The sequence below is a fragment of the Neobacillus sp. FSL H8-0543 genome (assembly GCF_038592905.1).
Classification (GTDB): Bacteria; Bacillota; Bacilli; order Bacillales; family Cytobacillaceae; genus Neobacillus.
Genome location: NZ_CP151943.1, coordinates 840,459 through 858,853 on the forward strand (window position 1 = coordinate 840,459; position 18,395 = coordinate 858,853).

Sequence of the window (18,395 nt, forward strand, 5' to 3'; positions counted from 1 at the left end):
GACATTAAAAATGGAATCTATAGCGATTTACGCAACTGATTAATTTCAGTACCAATTGCAGCAGCTCTTTTAATATCACTTTGTCGCTCTGCTTCTTTCATTTCCACTTCTTTTTCTCTTATCTTTAACAATTTTTGATAATTCAACACCTGTTTGATATAATCAGATAATTCTTGTGTGCTGATTTCATCGTTTATGGACATCATTTCAATCGTAACAACTATTCTTCTAAGATTTTCATCTTGGATATAGGATAAAAATGCACTTGAATTAGGATTCAAATGATCTTCATAAAATCCAAACAAATAAGTTATTATCGCTTGATGCTCATCGATGTTAAACGTGTTACTCTTCAACATATCCTGAACCTTAAAAGCAACATCCCGGTTTTTTAGCATATGCGCAATTAAACGTCTCTCAGCCGTAACATGTTTCGGTTTTAATTCATTCTCTTGTTTGGGTATAAATACAGGCTTATTGTTTGTAGAATTACTGTTTGATTTTCGCTTTTCAGAAAAAAACATTTGTTTTTGTTGCTGTTTTAGTGCATCCAATGATAGTGAAAATTCAGATGCCAATTGCCGCAAATAATGATCCTTTTCTACAGCTTTCGTCAATGTACTAATTTCTTTAAGTATTTCTTCTATATACGCAAGCCTATCTCCTTCATTTTGAAGATTTTTTCCTCTTCGAAAATAAAGAAATTTAAATGACATCCAGGTTAGACTCGCCCCAATTACTTCATTTCGGAATTTTTCCAGACCATTTTTCTTAATATAATCATCCGGATCTAGACCATCAGGCATCATCGCTACTTTAACAGGACAGTCAGCATCATTAAGTAGAGTTCCTGCCCGAAAAGCAGCCTCAATTCCAGGTTTATCTGAATCGTAACAGATGGTTACGGACTGGACATTTTGACGACGGATTAAAGAAATATGTTCTTGCGTCAATGATGTTCCCATTGTCGCGACGCCATTTTCAATTCCTGCTCGATCTGCAGCAATTACATCGGCAAATCCTTCAAAGAGAACGACATGTTGTAATTTTCGAATACTCGGCTTAGCTTGATGAAAATTGTATAAAATTTTACTTTTATTAAAGATTGCTGTTTCGGGACTATTTAAATATTTGGGCTCATCGGCCCCCAATGATCTCCCAGAAAAGGCAATCGGTTTTCCATTGCGATCAAAAATCGGAAACATAATTCGATCCCGAAATCTGTCAAAGAAAGTCCCGTCTCTCTCACGTTTGATAATCAGTCCAGCTTTTTCCATTCCTTCAGGTGAAAAACCTCGTTTTGTAAGAAATTTATATACAAAATCCCAGGAATTTAAGGAATAGCCAATTTGAAATTTATCAATCGATTCTCTAGTAAAACCTCTTTGAAGTAAATACTCTAATGCATGTTGACCATCTTTTGTATTTACCAATAAATGGTGGTAAAATTTAAGTAATAGCTCATGTGCATCAAGCATCACTTGAAGCTCTGGAGAAACACTAATCTTTTTCCCAGTTGCTATAGAGTTTATCTGCAAGTCAATATTCGCCTTGTCAGCTAACTTAATGGCAGCTTCTTGAAATGAGATTCCTTCCAGCTCCATTAAAAACGAAAAAACATTTCCGCCAGCTCCGCATCCAAAGCAATGGAAAATTTGCTTGTCAGATGAAACAGAAAATGATGGGGTACTTTCTCCATGGAAAGGACATAATCCGAAGTAATTTCGCCCCTGTTTTTTTAGTTGAACATAATCACTGATTAACTCAACAATATCAACAGACTGACGAATTTGGCTGATTTTTTCTTCGGCAATTCGGTCTGCCATGAAAACAACTCCATTTTGCCTTTCGCCTTATAAGAGGCGCTTTTAGCTTTTCTAAAAATAATATTCTGCAAGCAATAATGAAATTCCTGCAAATTTCGACAAAATTATTGCTAATTGCTATTAATTTTGATCGCTCCTCGGAACTTAAAGGGTTTGGCCCTTTACCGTATACACCCCTTTTTTCTTGCTTTAGAAAATAAAATCAGCGCAAGTTAAGTGCAGTTTTAATTCCTTCTTCTTCAAATAGATTTCCCATAGGTGATATCACCTGTACATCGTCATGTTGCATTTATATATGTAATATCAGTTATCCCATGGTGGTCATATGAAGAGACAAAAAGAACTTTAAGGAAAAATCCAGAAGTGAATTCGACAATTTCCTCTTTAGCCAGACACGAATCTGCATCGCAAAAATCGTGGGCAGCCCTTTATAATAGTACTAATTCTACATCATTTCGCGTATTCCTTCTTTACCAGCCAACTTTTATTAAAAGGATTAATGTCGAATTTTTTTCTATGGGTTTCCTTGACATCTATCAATAAATAGTTTATTCGTTCAGATGCAAGTCTAAACCTAAAAGTTTCATTTTTATCACAATTTTTTATTATAGTACATTTATTATGATATTTCCATAACTTTTTTATTTTTTTGTGCAAAAACAAAAGATGCTAGTGCGCGTTTAGCGAAGTACACTAGTCGCCGGGCGCTGAGCTGGATTCAGATAACTATTTCAAAGTTATCCAAACAAAATTATTTTATTAATTTCTTATCGAATATTAAAACACATAATCCTAAGACTATGTGCTAGTTGGTCCTTTTATGAACATAATTAAGAATAACGTTCGCTGTTTCCTCCACTGCTTTGTTGGTAACATCTATGACAGGGCAATTGATTTTGGTAACAATTTTATCAAAAAAGGTTAATTCATCACGAATTCGTTCAATATTTGCATAACTGGCTTTATCATTTAATCCTAAAGAAATTAACCGTTCGCGCCTAATATTATTTAATTTCTCCGGACTAATTTTCAATCCGAAACATTTTTCTGCAGGAACCTTGTACAGCTCCTCAGGAGGGTCTACTTCAGGTACAAGGGGTACATTCGCTACTTTTAGCCGTCTTAACGCTAAATACTGTGATAAGGGCGTCTTAGACGTTCTGGAGACACCAATTAAAACAATATCCGCTTTTAATATCCCTCTTGGATCACGTCCATCATCATATTTTACTGCAAATTCGATGGCTTCTATCTTTTTAAAGTAATCCTCATCCAGTTTTCTGACAAGTCCTGGTTCATATAAAGGAGTTTTTCCACTATATTGTTGGATTTGATCCATAATTGGGCCGATTAAATCCACAGCTTGAATTCCTGCTTGTTCCGCCATTTTCTTCATATATTCACGAATATCTGGTTTTACCAGGGTAAATGCAATCATTGCATGGTCCATCTTTACAAGTGAAATTACTTCATCGATATGTCCCGTTTCTTCTACATACGGAAACCTTTTTAAAACCATTCCCGAACCATTAAACTGGCTGATTGCTGCCTTTGTAACTAATTCAGCCGTTTCTCCGACAGAATCAGAAACTACATAAATGATTTGCTTGCTCATTCCTCCCCAACAGCTCCTCTATGTTTGATTTCTTGTCTAAAACAGGTTTCCACATTACTCATTCTCTAAAGCCACAAATGCTTTGGTGATATTTGTTTTAGTAATTCTTCCGATCACTTCGAATCCTTTATCTGTACTTCTAACAATTGGCAGGGCATCGATTTGCTTATCAATGAGTATTTTAGCTATATCTATTAACAAATCGTCCATTTCACACATAGTAATGTTCGGCATCCTCGTCATAATAATATTAATTGGTAGCGAGGTAAGCTCTTGGTTGCCAATACTTGCTCTTAACAGATCTTTCCTAGATACAACCCCTACTAAAAGAGAATTATGATCAACTACAAATAATGATCCGACATCTTCAAGAAACATGGTGCAAATAGCATCATAAACAGAAACATTTTCTTTTACGACGATAGGCATAGACTTATAGTCTTTTACGAATATTTTTTGTAAACTTTCTGTCAAAAGCTGATTACCAGATTTACCTGTATAGAAATAACCAACCCTCGGTCTTGCATCTAAGTATCCTGACATCGTTAGGATAGACAAGTCAGGTCGTAAAGTCGCTCTTGTTAAGTTTAGCCGTTCGGCAATTTGCTCACCGGTAATTGGACCGTTTTCTTTTACTATTTCAATTATCCGGTCTTGGCGCTTCGTCAGTTCTATCTCCCTCACCACCCTATTTTTTCCGCAATATGTATATTTAGTTAAGCATTAAATTACTCAGACAAGCTATATCCTTATTAGTGATATTATATACTAATTAGTTTTTATTTGGTAAGAATACATAAATTCATAGGCTGAAAAGTGATAAAAGGTACGGAAAACCGCACCTTTTATCTAAACAGTTATTAAAACATGACTTTTTCCTGTATAAAGCTGACAAGTTCTGCAATCGGCAAACGAGTTTGTTCCATTGTATCACGGTCACGGATTGTTACCATATTGTCTTCTTTTGAGTCAAAATCATACGTAATACAGAATGGTGTACCAATTTCATCATGGCGGCGGTATCGCTTGCCAATTGATCCAGATTCGTCATAGTCAACCGAGAAATGCTTTGCTAATGTTTCAAATACTAATCTTGCTTCATCAGACAGTTTTTTAGATAAAGGAAGAATTGCTGCCTTATATGGAGCTAAAGCAGGATGAAAATGCATGACCGTTCTGGACGTGCCATCTTCAAGCTGTTCCTCATCATATGCATCAATTAAAAAGGCTAGCGTTACCCGATCAGCACCAAGTGATGGCTCAATACAATACGGAACATATTTTTCATTTGTTTCGGGATCCAGATAATTAAAATCTTCACCTGAAAATTGCATATGCTGTTTTAAATCATAATCTGTTCGGGAGGCAACACCCCAGAGTTCGCCCCAGCCAAATGGGAATTTGTATTCAAAGTCTGTTGTCGCATTACTGTAATGGGAAAGTTCATCATCAGAATGGTCACGAAGCCGTAAGTTTTCTTTGTTTAATCCCAGTGTCAACAACCACTGTTCCGCAAAATCCTTCCAGTAATTGAACCATTTTAAATCTTCACCTGGCTTACAGAAGAATTCAAGTTCCATTTGCTCAAACTCTCTCGTCCGGAAAGTAAAGTTACCTGGTGTAATTTCATTTCTAAAACTTTTTCCAATTTGGGCAATACCAAATGGCAGCTTCTTTCTCATCGTCCGCTGGACATTTTTAAAGTTAACAAATATACCTTGAGCCGTTTCCGGGCGAAGGAAAATTTCATTTGTACTGGACTCCGTTACACCTTGGAAGGTTTTAAACATTAAGTTAAATTGGCGAATGCCTGTAAAGTCTTTACTGCCACAGTCAGGACAGATAATCGCATGTTCTTTTATAAGCTCTTCCATTTTTTCAAACGGCAAGCCATCTACAACCATTTCAATGCCTTTTTCATCAAGTGCGTTTTCAATTAACTTATCTGCCCGATGTCTGGCCTTACATTTCTTACAGTCAATCATCGGGTCGTTGAAGTTCCCAATATGTCCTGAAGCTTCCCATGTTTTTGGATTCATAAGGATGCTTGCATCTAAACCGACATTATAAGGGGATTCTCGGACAAATTTTTTCCACCATGCCTGCTTAATATTATTTTTAAATTCAACACCCAGCGGACCATAATCCCAAGTGTTTGCCAGTCCACCGTAAATTTCTGAACCAGGAAAAATAAAGCCCCTGTGTTTCGCATGAGAAACAATTTGCTCCATTGTTACATTCATCTTCTTTTTGCTCCTTTTTAATAAAATTAAAAAAACTCCCATCCCTATGCCTTGTAAGCATAGGGACGAGAGTTACCCGCGGTTCCACCCTATTTGCTGCATAAAGCAGCCTCTTTCATTTGTGTCAATAAAAACACGATTGCTCAAGAATGCCTTCCTTAGTGCTCTATACCCTAGCTTTCACTATCCTAGGTTCGCTTTTACAGAGGTTTCTAAGTACTATTTTCTCTCATAGCAATTATCATATTAAAAATCATATTAACGAAAACTAGAAAGCTTGTCAATAATACATCTATAGGAGGTTGCGAAATTGGTCCATTGAATTTAGAAATTTCTTTGATTTCAAGTGAAGTCCCGAGTATTCCTCATAGTAGGCTGTGATGACTTTCTTTAATTCAGCCTTTGTTTCTTCTTTAATAGAAATACTTCCTAACCTTGAAAGATCAAAATAATAAAATAGTCGTAATAATTTCACAGTTGCAGGTAATAATTTAAAATGGTAAGGATCCTTATCCAAACAACGGTGGCAAATAAAACCACCCTCTCTAATTGAAAAAGAAAAATTTCCGTCTGTACTTCCGCAAACAGAACATCGGTTTAATATCGGATTCATACCCAGCACATTTAGCATTTTCATCTCATAGATATTCATCAAAACATCCGGTTCATAACCTTCATTCATATAATTTAATGTTTGAAATAAAAGTTCAAAATGAAAAGGGTTTGGTTTTTTATCCTCTGTGCATTTATCAGTTAATTCAACGATGTAACTGGCATAGGCCGTTAAGAAAATGTCTTCACCAATAGAACGGAAACTGGTAATCATTTCGCCCTGCTGTACAGTCCCCAGTCCCGTCCCTCTTTGAACTAAGAAGTATCCGTGGGTAAATAGTTGGGTTATGGAGGAAAGACGGCTCTTAGGCTTCTTAGCGCCTCTAGCCATGACGCCAATCTTTCCCCATTCTCTCGTATATAAGGTTATGATTTTATTTGTTTCACCATAGTCTGTTGTTCTAATGATGATGCCTTCACATTTCTGAAGCATGTACTGTCACCATCCCGTATTACAGAGACAAACTTATGAAAAATCGATTTGTGCTAGCTCTTCATTTAGATTTCCGGGTATTTCTTGGTTTTCCTTCTCAAGCTCTTTTATAAGAAGATATGTGTCAATATTACCTGTCTGCAGGAATACTTTCCACGTAAAATCCATCATGAAAACCCCACCTTTCAATATTAGACTAGCTTAGTGTCAATCCCAAACCTTACAATTATCATAGCCTGCCCGAGCAGAATTCATAAGACGAAAATATTGTTAATGTTGTCCATGCATAATCTGAAAGTAGCGTTAATATTTTAGATAGGTATCAATATTCATCATCATTGAAGCCAAAATCGCGAAGTTGGGACATCTTATTGCGCCAATCTTTCTGTACTTTAACCCAAAGCTCAAGAAAAACTTTTGAACCAAGGAGATTCTCAATATCCACACGTGCACGGCTACCAATTTCTTTTAGCATACTGCCTTGTTTTCCAATGACAATACCTTTTTGTGAGTCCCTTTCAACAATAACGGTTGCCATTACATGAATGACATCCTTATCCTTTTGCCGTTCCATTTTATCAAGGACGACAGCAAGTGAATGCGGAATTTCTTCTCTCGTTAAGTGAAGAGCCTTTTCCCTGATTAACTCGGTAATAATAAATCTCTCGGGGTGATCTGTTACTTGATCTGCAGGATAATATTGCGGACCCTCAGGCAGAAATTTTTTAATTTGTTCCAATAGTCGATCCACATTATTTCCTTCTAAAGCTGAAATAGGAATGATCTCCTTAAAGGAATATTTCTCTTTATAGGCATCAATTAGCGGTAGCAGTTGATCTGGGTGTATTTGGTCAATTTTATTAATAACAAGAAAGATTGGAGTGTTGACTGTTTGGAATTTCTCAATGATAAATTCTTCACCGCGTCCAAAACCTTCTTCAGCATTTATCATAAATAGAATCAAATCAACTTCTTTTAATGTGTTTTGTGCTACCTTCATCATAAAGTCACCAAGTTTATGTTTCGGTTTATGAATACCTGGTGTATCGATAAATATCATTTGAGTATCATTGAGTGTTAATACACCTTGAATTTTATTACGGGTAGTCTGTGGTTTGTCGCTCATAATCGCTATTTTTTGCCCGATAACACGATTAAGAAATGTGGACTTTCCTACATTTGGACGACCGATAATTGAAATAAATCCTGATTTATACGCTTTATTATCATTATTTAGCATTTAGGTCCTCCTGAGAAAATGCACCTGGAAGTAACTCAGCAACAGTCAGTTCGTGAATATCCCCTTTTAGGTTAGTTAAAACCACTTTCATATCTTTTGGACAAAGTTCAGAAATCACTTGACGGCATGCTCCACAAGGTGAACAAGGACGGTCTGTATCCGCAATAACAACTAGCGTTTCAAAATCACGAATTCCTTCAGAATAAGCATTAAACAGGGCAGTACGTTCAGCGCAATTGCACATGCTATAAGCGGCATTCTCTATATTACATCCATGAAATATTTTTCCATCTGTTGTTAGTAATGCAGCCCCTACCCCAAATTTCGAATAGGGAATATATGCCTTTTCTCTTGCTATTTTTGCTTCTTCAATTAACTTCTCGATGTTCACTAATAATCTTCCCTTCCAGCAGAAATCTGCCGCTTCCTTTATTTTAACTTAAATTTGTCACAAAATCATCACAATTAATGAAATTGTAATGAAAGAAATTGAATTTTCATAAAAATCAGCCAATTACCCACTTTTTAGCATAGAAAGCTGTTACGTTATTTTACCGAATTAACCATTCCTTTTCAAATTGCTTTCAGCTTCCTTCTGTTTTTCAGCCTAAAGCAGGCTAATTATCTTTGGTAAAAAGATGATTATGCCGATGATTATTGCTGTAATAGCATAAACGAAAACTGCCCCGGCAGCAATATCTTTTGCCTGTTCTGCGAGCGGATGGTACTCCTCAGTAATCAGGTCTACCACCCTCTCAATTGCTGTATTAACTAATTCAAGAGATATCATGCCGCCAATTGCTAAAACAACAACAATCCACTCTATATAGGATAACGAAAAGAAAAACGAACAGCCGATAACAATAACGGAGCTAATTAAATGGAATCTCAAGTTTCTTTCATTCAAACTCGCTGTCCGAATACCATTCACTGCATATGAAAAGGATTTCAATATCTGATAAAAACTTTTATTATCGGGTGAGGCCATATTCATCCAAAATTTCTTTCTGCAGCGTAAACATTTCTTCTTCCTCTGACTCATGCATATGGTCATATCCTAAAAGATGCAAAAAGCCATGTACAGCTAGGAATCCAAGCTCACGTATAAAAGAATGTCCATAATCAACCGCCTGTTCGTTTGCCTTTGCTACTGAAATAATGATATCTCCTAAGACTCGCGGCATTCCATTGGCTGAGATTTCTGCCTCACCCTCACCAAGTTCCTCCATGGCGAAGGAAATAACATCAGTGGGGGAATCCTTCTCCCTGTATTCCTTATTAATTTCATGAATTCTTTCATTCGATACAAAGGTAACGGATACTTCACTTTCATCTTCAATTTTCTGTTTTTCTGCAGCAAAATTCAATAGATTTTCTATCTCATTTAGTTGCTCCTCAGTTAGTTCATTTGTTTCATCTACAATATCTATCATTAATTTGGTCATATTTGGACCACCTTCTTCTTTATTTCTGGGTATTCAATTCTTGAGTGAAAAATCCCTTTTAACGTTTCACAGAAAGAGTGCGCTACCGTCTCTATTTCTTTTAAGGTTAGATCACATTCATTCAATTGCCCATCTTGGAGCCGGTCGGCAATGATATCTCTCACTAAAGATTCAATAGTCTCAGGTGTCGGTTGCCTTAGCGACCTGACAGCCGCTTCAACACTATCAGCAATCCCTATAACCGCTGACTCCTTTGTCTGTGCCTTAGGACCTGGATAACGATAATCCTCCTCCTTCACATTTTCTCCGTTTTGTAATGCTTTATGGTAAAAGAATTTCAGCAAAGTAGTTCCGTGATGCTGTTCAGCTATATGGATAATTTCCTTTGGCATGTGATATTTTTTTAATATTTCCACACCATCTATTACATGGGAAATAATTATATTTGCACTTTTATCACACGGAAGCCGATCATGCGGATTTTCACCATGCATTTGGTTTTCAATAAAAAAGTTTGGCCTTCTTGTTTTTCCAATATCATGATAATAGCAGCCAACCCTCGCTAAAAGACCATTCGCACCGATTGCCTCGCAGGCAGCATCGGCAAGATTAGCTACCATTACACTATGATGATATGTACCTGGTGCCTCCATTAAAATCTTTCTAAGCAGCGGGTGGTTGGGATTCGACAGTTCGATTAGTTTCATTGTCGAAAGAATTCCAAAGCTAGCCTCAAATAGCGGTAGTAATCCCATCGTTAATACTGCAGATCCAATCCCCGAAAAGATAGCAGTTAAGATATGATAACCATACTCTAGACCCGTAAATTGGCCATTGGGCAGAAACATAAGCGTCCAAATTGTAAATAGATTTACTATTGCAGCCAATGAGCCTGCCTGAAGGATTTTCGAACGTTGATTTTGTTCACTCAAAAAAAGGATACCAGCTAAACCACTAAATAAAATATAAATTCCTACTGAAAAATTTAGCGTTCCAGAAACCCCTTCATTGAATAGTACACTGCCGCAAACCGCTAAAATGATTGATGTATGGATTGCAAGCTTTTCATCAATCAAAATCTTTACTAACATTCCTCCCATTGCTGCAGGAAATAAATATCCAATCCCTGAATAGTTAAAGATTTGCAGCATGCTGGTAATTTTTAGAATTGCTAGTGTTAAGATAAAAATTATCCCAAACATGAGAAGATTCGCCTGTCTTTTTTCTGGCTCTGTTTTCATTTGGTAGAAATAATAATAAACAGCAGATAGGATAATAGTAATAAGAATAATCAATCCGATTAACGGCTTAAATGATTTCTCAGTATCCAAAAGACCTACTAATTCAAGTTGACGATACTCTTCTTGCCTAATTAATTTACCTTCTTCAATAATTATTTGCCCTTGTAGAATTTTTACAGACTCGACATTATCTGCAGCTTGTTTACGTAATTCTTCTGTTGCAGTAGGATCGTAAAATTCATTTTGAATAACTGCATAACGTCCTAATTCTATCGATGCATTCTTCAAATCTGAATTAAGCGGTGCAAACTTTAGCTCTTCTTCTAAATTCTTTTTAGCATTTTCTACATCATCTGCAGATATTCTTTTACTCATTACATTGTTGATTGCTGTAACCGTTAAGTCCTTTGCAATCGATAATTCCTCATTACTTGCGTGTACAAGTGCTATAAAAACTTGACCTGATAAATCCTTCGTCAACTGCTCTGTTAACTTAGACTTTAATATTGTGACTTCTTCATCAATAGACGGTTCTGTTACCTCAATTTGTTCTCCTGTATCATTATCATTATCAGTACTAGTCTCTTCATTTTTTTTCTTTATCGCTGCTTTAATTTCGTTATTTACCTCTATTGCAGAGTCAAAAATCGAGCTGATTAAATCAACCTGATTAGATGAATACTCCTTTTTTAAGGTATATACATCCTGCACTTGGTCCAATGCTTCCTGGCGTTTTTTTTCTGTACTCTCTTTATCCTCCACTGTTCCAGGGGAACGGATGGTTTTTTCAGCAACAGTTAACGGACTTATATCTAGTTTCTCCGGTTTTACATTATTGTACATCGTCCCAAATAACACAATACCAATCACAAAGAAAAATAATACGCGGAAAAATGTAAGATTGAGAAGCTTTTTTATATGAATAAAGTACTGCTGTATTTTTTTCAACTAACTCCCCCCACAAAATACTTACAATTAACTATAGTTGATACATACACTTTATGTAAAATCATAACAGTTTTTCCGCTAAGTTTCATCTTCAATTAGGCCACGTGTTAATTTACCTATGATTTGTTACATTTAGATGGCAAAAGGGATAAACCATAAGGTCTATCCCCGGTAGTTTCATTTAATTTTCTGGTGATTGTTTACCGTAAGCCTCGACAATCCTGCCAACTAGCGGATGACGTACAACATCACTTTGTTCTAAGAAATTAAAGGATATTCCTTTTACGTTCATTAAAATTTTTTCAGCAGCAATCAAACCAGATTTTGCCCCTTTTGGCAAGTCAATTTGCGTTTGATCACCTGTAATGACCATTTTTGACCCAAAGCCAAGGCGTGTAAGGAACATTTTCATTTGGGCATTTGTAGTATTTTGAGCCTCATCCAAAATGACGAACGCATCATCAAGTGTACGTCCTCTCATATAGGCAAGAGGGGCAATTTCAATTGTTCCGCGCTCAATTAACCTTTCTGTATGCTCAATGCCAAGGACATCATGGAGCGCGTCATATAAAGGCCGTAAATAAGGATCTACCTTCTCCTTTAAGTCGCCTGGCAAGAAGCCAAGACTTTCTCCTGCCTCCACAGCAGGCCTTGTTAAAATGATTTTATTAACCTGTCCATTTTTTAGCGCATTTACAGCCATAACGACAGCAAGATAAGTTTTACCCGTTCCTGCGGGTCCAATGCCAAAAACAAGGTCATTATTCCTAATGGCCATGACATAATGCCTTTGACCGAGTGTTTTAATTCGAATGATTTTCCCTTTTACATTTTTGGAAATTTCCTCTTCATACAGGTTTTCAAAATAATCGAGTGTCCCTTTTTGTGCCATTTGAACGGCGTACAATACATCTCTCTGGCTAATGGCAATTCCTTTTCTTATTACAAAGATAAGTCTGTCAATAATTTGACTGGCAAGTGACACTTTTTCTTCATCACCAGACAGGCTTACAGATTCTCCCCTGGTGACAACCGCTACATTAAGCTCTTCTTCAATTATTTTTAAATTGGCATCCGCATTCCCTAGAAGCGCTATCGCTTCAGCTGGATTTTCAAGCTGGACATTTATCGTTTTGAGGTTTACTGTCATTCAAGAGTCTCCTTGGGTATCGGTTTTCCGACTGCTATATTTTCCACTATCTTAAAATGGATATCTAGTATAACTTTACCATTTTTAATCTCCTGGTGTAAAATTTTATCATCTTTTATAATAGCATCCTCATCTACCTTGCTTTTTATGTCCTTTTTGGCAAGTTCGACCGCCCTCTGGATGGCTTCTTTTTCGGTATAGATTCGTTCCATCTCTTCCCTGGCACGTAAGGTTTCATTACTATATGAAATCGGTAATTCCCATTTAAGGAAATGAATTTTTCTAACGTTTTTTTCCGATTCATATTCTGTAAATTCGGGTTCTCCAAATCCCCAAATTGGTATTTCTATTTTGCCAAGGAATAGAGAATGTTTCTGTTTCTCCTTGCCATTAAAGACTTTAAAGTTGGTTATTAACGGCTGTTCAACATGGCTCGTAAACCATATTTCCCCCCATACTTCACCAGTAGCAGCCACTTCCTTTGTTTGCCCTTCTCTCCCAATTACCCCCGATACGAGTAACTGCCCCTTTTCCACATGATCATTAATTTCTACAACAGACTGTCCTGTTTTAACATACATATTTGCAATAATTGCTTTCTTCTTAGCCACTAAATTTTGCGGTTCAAGTTGCTCAGGCTTTTTAGGATCCTTCTTTTCAACTACTTGTAGGTGATAGGTTGTCCCTTTTAACTCCACACCGACCCAGGTAAGGCTGCCAATGTTATTCGTTAACTTTCTTTGAATTCCTTCCACGTTTTCAACGAAAAGTTGTAACTTTCCGATTTTGACATCCAACTTATCCAATTCTTTACGAATTTGATACTCAGTAGCTGGTTTTGCACCCTTTATTTCAATTCCCCAAATAACATTTGATAATATTAAAATGACAAATAGGAATAAAATGCCCCCTACCATAAAACCACTGTTTTTTAATAACCTTTTAACTAAAAAAGGCATTCCACTTCGCCGTAAAAACGAAATGGAGCATTCATGGCTTCTAGCATACAGTCTGATTTTCAATGCATCTTGTAATCTCATAATAAAGGTAATGGTTTCTGATCCATGTCTTTTTACATGCCAGATATGCAGCCCATGCCTTGTAAGATTATTTAAAAATCTCTCTATTCCCTTTCCAGAAACTTTGACAGTTACTTTTCCAAACAAAAAATCTACCCATTGATTTTTCATTGTGCTCCTCCCGGATTTTCATTTATATAGACTACCTGATCAATTTTTCCTTCTAACAAAATCTCTTCAGGTAAAATAGTTTTTATCACGAAGGAATTTCCTTTTATTTGTAATTGTCCTTGCTTTAAAAGCAATCGCAATTCTTTATCTGTAAATACCAGTAAACCTCGATGATTCTCAATGTATATATGGATTTGTCCGATCATTGTGATTCGGGGTAAATCCATTATGACATCTTGAGGAAGATCCATTTTCCTTGCCATCCAGTTTCGGACTTGCTGGCTCCATTTTTTTGCCATAAAAAAAGAACCCCCTTTCATCTCATTTTATGAAATGAAAGGGGGTTCTAGCACATATTTTTCTATGTGTTGACCAGTCTATCTCTTTTTTGCAGAATATGGTCTTTTTGATCGCGGCTCTCCAAGAATCTCAGACCAGATAATTCCGTTAATTACGGTATTCTTATTCGGCGATCCTGAAACAATCTCCTCCACCTTTATTTTAGGTCGAGGTTTATTCATTCTATTCTGAGAGTCCGTTCGGCTAACTCGACTTGGTAGAGGCTCTTGCTTATTTTGCTGGTATTTTTTTTCGATATCCTGCAAATTTACTTCCTGCAGCACTTGCTGTCCTCTTGACACCTTTTCAGGGGCTTCCAGCTGTTCAGGGTCTGCTGCTTGGTTTTCAAAGAGCGTTCGAAAATCATCGAATCGATTGGCAGTAAAGGGTTTATTTTTTGGCTGACTATTACCCTTTGCTTTGTTAATGATTGTTGAAAAAATACCCGCGATTATGATAAAAATGATCGTTTCCAAGCCCCACCCCTCCTTCTAGGAATTTATTTGGTGGTTTTACTGATTGTCTTTATTATCTTCTGTCATCTTCCCGATTGAGCCTCTCATCTCCGTGTCAGCTGAAATATTTTTATAATTCATGTATTCCATGACACTGATATTACCAGACTTAAGGGCCTCAGCCATTGCCAGCGGTACCTCTGCCTCAGCTTCCACTACCTTCGCTCTCATTTCTTCTACTCTTGCTTTCATTTCCTGCTCGGTAGCAACAGCCATAGCCCGGCGTTCTTCTGCTTTTGCCTGTGCAATTTTCTTATCGGCTTCTGCTTGTTCTGTTTGCAGCTCAGCTCCAATATTTCTGCCTAAATCTACGTCGGCAATATCAATCGAGAGAATTTCAAAAGCGGTACCTGCATCTAATCCTTTAGCTAAAACTGTTTGCGAAATCAGCTCAGGATTCTCGAGTACTTTACTGTGGTCGCTTGAGGAACCAATCGTCGATATGACCCCTTCACCTACACGAGCTACGACAGTATCTTCACCCGCACCCCCGACAAGACGCTCGATATTAGCACGAACAGTAATTCTCGCTTTTGCCTTTACTTCGATTCCATTCATGGCTACACCAGCAATAAACGGTGTTTCAATTACTTTTGGATTTACACTCATCTGTACCGCTTCTAACACGTCACGTCCAGCAAGGTCAATAGCAGCACAACGTTCAAATGATAATTCGATATTCGCCCGGTGCGCAGCAATTAATGCATTAACTACCCTATCAACATTACCGCCAGCTAGATAATGACTCTCCAGCTGATTGATTGTCACACCTAATCCAGCCTTATGCGCTTTAATCAGCGGGTTTACGACCCTGCTAGGAGTAACCCTTCTTAGCCTCATTCCGATTAATGTAAAGATGCTTATCCTTACCCCTGCAGCCAGCGCTGAAACCCATAGCATAACTGGAACAAATGATAATAAAATTCCTAAAAATATTAGTGCGACAACGATAATTGCAATCATAAATATTGTTCCATTAGAAATTACGTCCACTTGCACATTCCTCCTCTAAAGTTTGTTTAAAGTTCTCTAACCACAATGCGTACTCCTTCTACCTTGATAACCTTGATTTTACGATTTTGGTCAACAAAGCCGCCTTCGGTTACAACATCAAGTCTTTCGTTATTTATTATCGCTGTTCCAGATGGTCTTAACATGGTTAATGCTATACCCTCTTTCCCTAATAAGTCTGTCCGATTAACATTGGAAACATATCCTTGTTCATTCCCTGATTTATCAAACAATATCATTCTATTAAATAAGACCATTTTTTTACCTAAAACCTTAACCATAATAAAGATCATTGCGACCGAAATACCAATAGAAATGAAAATCGATATCCCCATGTGTAGCGGGCTGTCACCTGCTAAAAACAGACTGGCAATTAAAGCTGCCAATCCCAGTGTACCCGAGATTGCCCCTGGTAAGAAAAATTCTAAAAAAATTAGCATAATTCCAATAGCAAATAATGCGATTGTTCCAAATCCAGCAAGACCTGCTTGGAAATGTCCATAAAAGAAAAGAAGTAATGCGAACAAACCAATAAAACCAGATATCCCGAATTTAGAAGAAAAAAGCTCATATACGATAGCAACACCAGCAATCGATAAAAGAACTGTAATCATTAGCGGTTCAGTAAGAAATTCAACCATACATACCCTCCTCTCAAGCATCACTTTTATCAGTCGCTAGTAATACGGTTCAATCGTCGGAAAGTTTCATTTATAGATAAAAATAAAAACACCGCAAGCATTATGCCTGCGGTTTTGTTGTCAGAATAATTATGAAAGGTGTTGTTGTACAAATTTATTTACAAGTGATCCATCCGTTTTGCCTTTAACTTTCGGCATAACAGCTGCCATCACTTTTCCCATATCCGCTTTTGATGTTGCGCCGACCTCATCTATTGTTTCTTTAACAATATTTGACAACTCTTCTTCAGAAAGCTGTTTCGGTAAATACAGTTCGACTACTGCCAACTCTGTACGCAATTTATCAACAAGGTCTTGACGACCTGCTTTATCAAATTCATGGAGGGAGTCCTTGCGTTGCTTTACTTCACGAGAAAGGATTGTTAACTCTTCATCAACGGAGAGTTCGCTTTTTCCAAGCTTAATACCTTCATTTTGCAATGAAGCTTTTACCATCCGAATGACAGAAAGTTTGTCTTTTTCCTTATTTCTCATCGCTTGTTTCATGTCACTATTTAAACGCTCGAGAAGACTCATTAATTACACCCTCTCTTTAGAACTTACGTTTTCTTGCTGCTTCTGACTTTTTCTTACGTTTTACACTTGGCTTTTCGTAGAATTCGCGCTTTCTTGCCTCTTGCAAAGTACCAGTTTTTGATACTGTACGTTTGAAGCGACGAAGAGCATCTTCAAGCGATTCGTTTTTCTTAACGACGGTTTTAGACATTCTCTTTCCCTCCCTCCGAAACACAACACACTTTACATTCAATCCATGTACCTTTAGATTATAATATAACCTTTTGACAAGGTCAACTGTATTTCAGCTAGATTAAACATGCTTTTCCTACTTTTATATAGCAATGCACAATTTTATGAACCCATGTAGCAAAATTTAGATAAATCTAGCATGTCCGTTTTCTTTTAGGAATAGAATGAAGGGAGAGGTGAAGACATGCTATACATAATATTATTTATTTTATTTATTTTATTATTTATTTTTGGAATGACAATCATTAGGTTTGGCTTATTTAATTTGTCTGCCAATAAATTAAAGGGCTGGATGACCAAACTAACCAGTAACCCTTTAAGAGGCATGGTAACCGGTACCTTTGTAACAGCACTCCTGCAAAGTAGTTCAGCGGTTATGGTAATCACTATTGGGTTAATATCTGCAAAAATTATGACCTTTCCGCAATCAATTGGAATCATACTTGGTACAAACATTGGTACAACATTTAAAACTGAACTAATCACCTTTAATTTAGATGCAATACTTGTACCGTTAGCTATTATCGGGGCATTACTAACCTTTTTTAAGAATATTAAAATTAGAAGTATTGGGATGCTACTATTTGGTATTGCCGCTGTTTTCACAGCTATGAAAGGCTTTGAACTTTTAGCTCATCCGTTAACCTCACTACCATTCATTCAAAATTTTATTCTCTCAATTAATGACAATCTCATATTAAGCTTAGTGACAGGTGCTGCTATTACGGCCGTGATTCAATCTAGCACAGCGATGACAGGGATAACAATGGGATTTTTAACAGCTGGATTACTTCAGCTTGATGCGGGTATTGCTATTGTTTTTGGTGCTAATATCGGAACCTGTATTACCGCTCTTATTGCTTCAATTGGCGGCGGTAAGGAGTCGAGGTTAGCAGCCTATGCTCATGTTTACCTCAATGTCTTTGGCGTATTACTCTTTGTGCCTTTTATTCCTGCCTTAAGTGCAAATGCACATCTTTTAGCAGACACTAAAATGGTTCAGCTAGCACACATAAGTGTCTTATTTAATGTTGTTTCTTCCCTCATTGTCTTACCTTTTGCCACAAAGTTTGGCGAACTGATTTTACGTTTGCATGGCGATAAGCCAAAATAAAGAAGACGGCCATTGGCCGTCTTCT

General features: G+C 37.0%; 20 protein-coding genes. 1 reads left to right on the plus strand and 19 read right to left on the minus strand.

The features are described 5' to 3' along the window. Positions 1-17: 17 nt before the first annotated feature. From dnaG to rpsU, 19 genes are all read right to left on the minus strand, one after another. A complete protein-coding gene (gene dnaG, locus NSS81_RS04480) occupies positions 18-1,826 on the minus strand; it encodes a DNA primase (RefSeq protein WP_342432342.1) in 1,809 nt (602 codons plus the stop codon). An 805-nt stretch (positions 1,827-2,631) separates the two neighbouring features. Then, positions 2,632-3,441: a pyruvate, water dikinase regulatory protein gene (locus NSS81_RS04485; RefSeq protein ID WP_342432343.1), complete on the minus strand. Its 810-nt coding sequence runs from the start codon at positions 3,439-3,441 to the stop codon at positions 2,632-2,634. 54 nt (positions 3,442-3,495) lie between these two features. Next, positions 3,496-4,128: a helix-turn-helix transcriptional regulator gene (locus NSS81_RS04490; RefSeq protein ID WP_342432344.1), complete on the minus strand. Its 633-nt coding sequence runs from the start codon at positions 4,126-4,128 to the stop codon at positions 3,496-3,498. Positions 4,129-4,301: 173 nt separating this feature from the next. Further along, on the minus strand, positions 4,302-5,684 hold the full coding sequence (locus NSS81_RS04495) for a glycine--tRNA ligase (RefSeq protein ID WP_342432345.1): 1,383 nt from the start codon (positions 5,682-5,684) through the stop codon (positions 4,302-4,304). Between the two features lie 292 nt (positions 5,685-5,976). Further along, positions 5,977-6,729, minus strand: coding sequence for a DNA repair protein RecO (recO, locus tag NSS81_RS04500; RefSeq protein WP_342432346.1), 753 nt, complete (start codon positions 6,727-6,729; stop codon positions 5,977-5,979). 33 nt (positions 6,730-6,762) lie between these two features. Continuing rightward, positions 6,763-6,900: a YqzL family protein gene (locus tag NSS81_RS04505; RefSeq protein WP_342432347.1), complete on the minus strand. Its 138-nt coding sequence runs from the start codon at positions 6,898-6,900 to the stop codon at positions 6,763-6,765. A 151-nt stretch (positions 6,901-7,051) separates the two neighbouring features. After that, a complete protein-coding gene (gene era / locus NSS81_RS04510) occupies positions 7,052-7,969 on the minus strand; it encodes a GTPase Era (RefSeq protein ID WP_342432348.1) in 918 nt (305 codons plus the stop codon). Then, a complete protein-coding gene (locus NSS81_RS04515; protein WP_342432349.1) occupies positions 7,959-8,360 on the minus strand; it encodes a cytidine deaminase in 402 nt (133 codons plus the stop codon). Before NSS81_RS04515 ends, era begins: the two co-directional genes overlap by 11 nt. Positions 8,361-8,576: 216 nt before the next feature. After that, positions 8,577-8,963, minus strand: coding sequence for a diacylglycerol kinase family protein (locus tag NSS81_RS04520; RefSeq protein WP_342432350.1), 387 nt, complete (start codon positions 8,961-8,963; stop codon positions 8,577-8,579). Beyond that, positions 8,941-9,414 (minus strand): rRNA maturation RNase YbeY, encoded by a 474-nt coding sequence (gene ybeY / locus NSS81_RS04525; RefSeq protein ID WP_342432351.1) that lies wholly within the window; start codon positions 9,412-9,414, stop codon positions 8,941-8,943. The genes NSS81_RS04520 and ybeY overlap by 23 nt, the downstream gene beginning before the upstream one ends. Beyond that, positions 9,411-11,603, minus strand: coding sequence for an HD family phosphohydrolase (locus tag NSS81_RS04530; protein ID WP_342432352.1), 2,193 nt, complete (start codon positions 11,601-11,603; stop codon positions 9,411-9,413). Before NSS81_RS04530 ends, ybeY begins: the two co-directional genes overlap by 4 nt. Before the next feature lie 181 nt (positions 11,604-11,784). Continuing rightward, positions 11,785-12,753: a PhoH family protein gene (locus tag NSS81_RS04535; protein WP_342432353.1), complete on the minus strand. Its 969-nt coding sequence runs from the start codon at positions 12,751-12,753 to the stop codon at positions 11,785-11,787. Then, the gene (gene yqfD / locus NSS81_RS04540) at positions 12,750-13,943 is read right to left on the minus strand and encodes a sporulation protein YqfD (protein ID WP_342432354.1); all 1,194 of its coding nucleotides are present in this window, start codon (positions 13,941-13,943) and stop codon (positions 12,750-12,752) included. The genes NSS81_RS04535 and yqfD overlap by 4 nt, the downstream gene beginning before the upstream one ends. Next, positions 13,940-14,242, minus strand: coding sequence for a sporulation protein YqfC (gene yqfC / locus NSS81_RS04545; protein ID WP_342432355.1), 303 nt, complete (start codon positions 14,240-14,242; stop codon positions 13,940-13,942). The genes yqfD and yqfC overlap by 4 nt, the downstream gene beginning before the upstream one ends. A 78-nt stretch (positions 14,243-14,320) precedes the next feature. After that, positions 14,321-14,758, minus strand: a complete 438-nt coding sequence (locus tag NSS81_RS04550) for a hypothetical protein (protein WP_342432356.1) — start codon at positions 14,756-14,758, stop codon at positions 14,321-14,323. A gap of 36 nt (positions 14,759-14,794) precedes the next feature. Further along, positions 14,795-15,760 carry a flotillin-like protein FloA gene (gene floA / locus NSS81_RS04555; RefSeq protein WP_342433936.1) on the minus strand — a complete coding sequence of 322 codons (966 nt, stop codon included), beginning with the start codon at positions 15,758-15,760 and terminating at the stop codon, positions 14,795-14,797. A 56-nt stretch (positions 15,761-15,816) separates the two neighbouring features. Further along, positions 15,817-16,449 carry an NfeD family protein gene (locus NSS81_RS04560; RefSeq protein ID WP_342432357.1) on the minus strand — a complete coding sequence of 211 codons (633 nt, stop codon included), beginning with the start codon at positions 16,447-16,449 and terminating at the stop codon, positions 15,817-15,819. Between the two features lie 129 nt (positions 16,450-16,578). Next, positions 16,579-17,025 (minus strand): GatB/YqeY domain-containing protein, encoded by a 447-nt coding sequence (locus NSS81_RS04565; protein WP_342432358.1) that lies wholly within the window; start codon positions 17,023-17,025, stop codon positions 16,579-16,581. 16 nt (positions 17,026-17,041) lie between these two features. Next, positions 17,042-17,215, minus strand: coding sequence for a 30S ribosomal protein S21 (rpsU, locus tag NSS81_RS04570; protein WP_075686208.1), 174 nt, complete (start codon positions 17,213-17,215; stop codon positions 17,042-17,044). A 225-nt stretch (positions 17,216-17,440) separates the two neighbouring features. Between rpsU and NSS81_RS04575 the strand changes: the two genes are divergently transcribed. Then, entirely contained in the window at positions 17,441-18,370 is a 930-nt protein-coding gene (locus NSS81_RS04575) for a Na/Pi symporter (RefSeq protein ID WP_342432359.1), read from the plus strand. Positions 18,371-18,395: the final 25 nt, after the last annotated feature.

Coding starts and splice junctions, on each gene's coding strand:
- NSS81_RS04505 (WP_342432347.1), bottom strand. CDS start 6,900: ATGATGGATTTTACGTGGAAAGTATTCCTGCAGACAGGTAATATTGAC.
- NSS81_RS04520 (WP_342432350.1), bottom strand. CDS start 8,963: ATGAATATGGCCTCACCCGATAATAAAAGTTTTTATCAGATATTGAAA.
- NSS81_RS04535 (WP_342432353.1), bottom strand. CDS start 12,753: ATGACAGTAAACCTCAAAACGATAAATGTCCAGCTTGAAAATCCAGCT.
- ybeY (WP_342432351.1), bottom strand. CDS start 9,414: ATGACCAAATTAATGATAGATATTGTAGATGAAACAAATGAACTAACT.
- yqfD (WP_342432354.1), bottom strand. CDS start 13,943: ATGAAAAATCAATGGGTAGATTTTTTGTTTGGAAAAGTAACTGTCAAA.
- NSS81_RS04560 (WP_342432357.1), bottom strand. CDS start 16,449: ATGGTTGAATTTCTTACTGAACCGCTAATGATTACAGTTCTTTTATCG.
- NSS81_RS04495 (WP_342432345.1), bottom strand. CDS start 5,684: ATGAATGTAACAATGGAGCAAATTGTTTCTCATGCGAAACACAGGGGC.
- floA (WP_342433936.1), bottom strand. CDS start 15,760: ATGATTGCAATTATCGTTGTCGCACTAATATTTTTAGGAATTTTATTA.
- dnaG (WP_342432342.1), bottom strand. CDS start 1,826: ATGGCAGACCGAATTGCCGAAGAAAAAATCAGCCAAATTCGTCAGTCT.
- yqfC (WP_342432355.1), bottom strand. CDS start 14,242: ATGGCAAAAAAATGGAGCCAGCAAGTCCGAAACTGGATGGCAAGGAAA.
- NSS81_RS04485 (WP_342432343.1), bottom strand. CDS start 3,441: ATGAGCAAGCAAATCATTTATGTAGTTTCTGATTCTGTCGGAGAAACG.
- NSS81_RS04575 (WP_342432359.1), top strand. CDS start 17,441: ATGCTATACATAATATTATTTATTTTATTTATTTTATTATTTATTTTT.
- rpsU (WP_075686208.1), bottom strand. CDS start 17,215: ATGTCTAAAACCGTCGTTAAGAAAAACGAATCGCTTGAAGATGCTCTT.
- recO (WP_342432346.1), bottom strand. CDS start 6,729: ATGCTTCAGAAATGTGAAGGCATCATCATTAGAACAACAGACTATGGT.
- era (WP_342432348.1), bottom strand. CDS start 7,969: ATGCTAAATAATGATAATAAAGCGTATAAATCAGGATTTATTTCAATT.
- NSS81_RS04565 (WP_342432358.1), bottom strand. CDS start 17,025: ATGAGTCTTCTCGAGCGTTTAAATAGTGACATGAAACAAGCGATGAGA.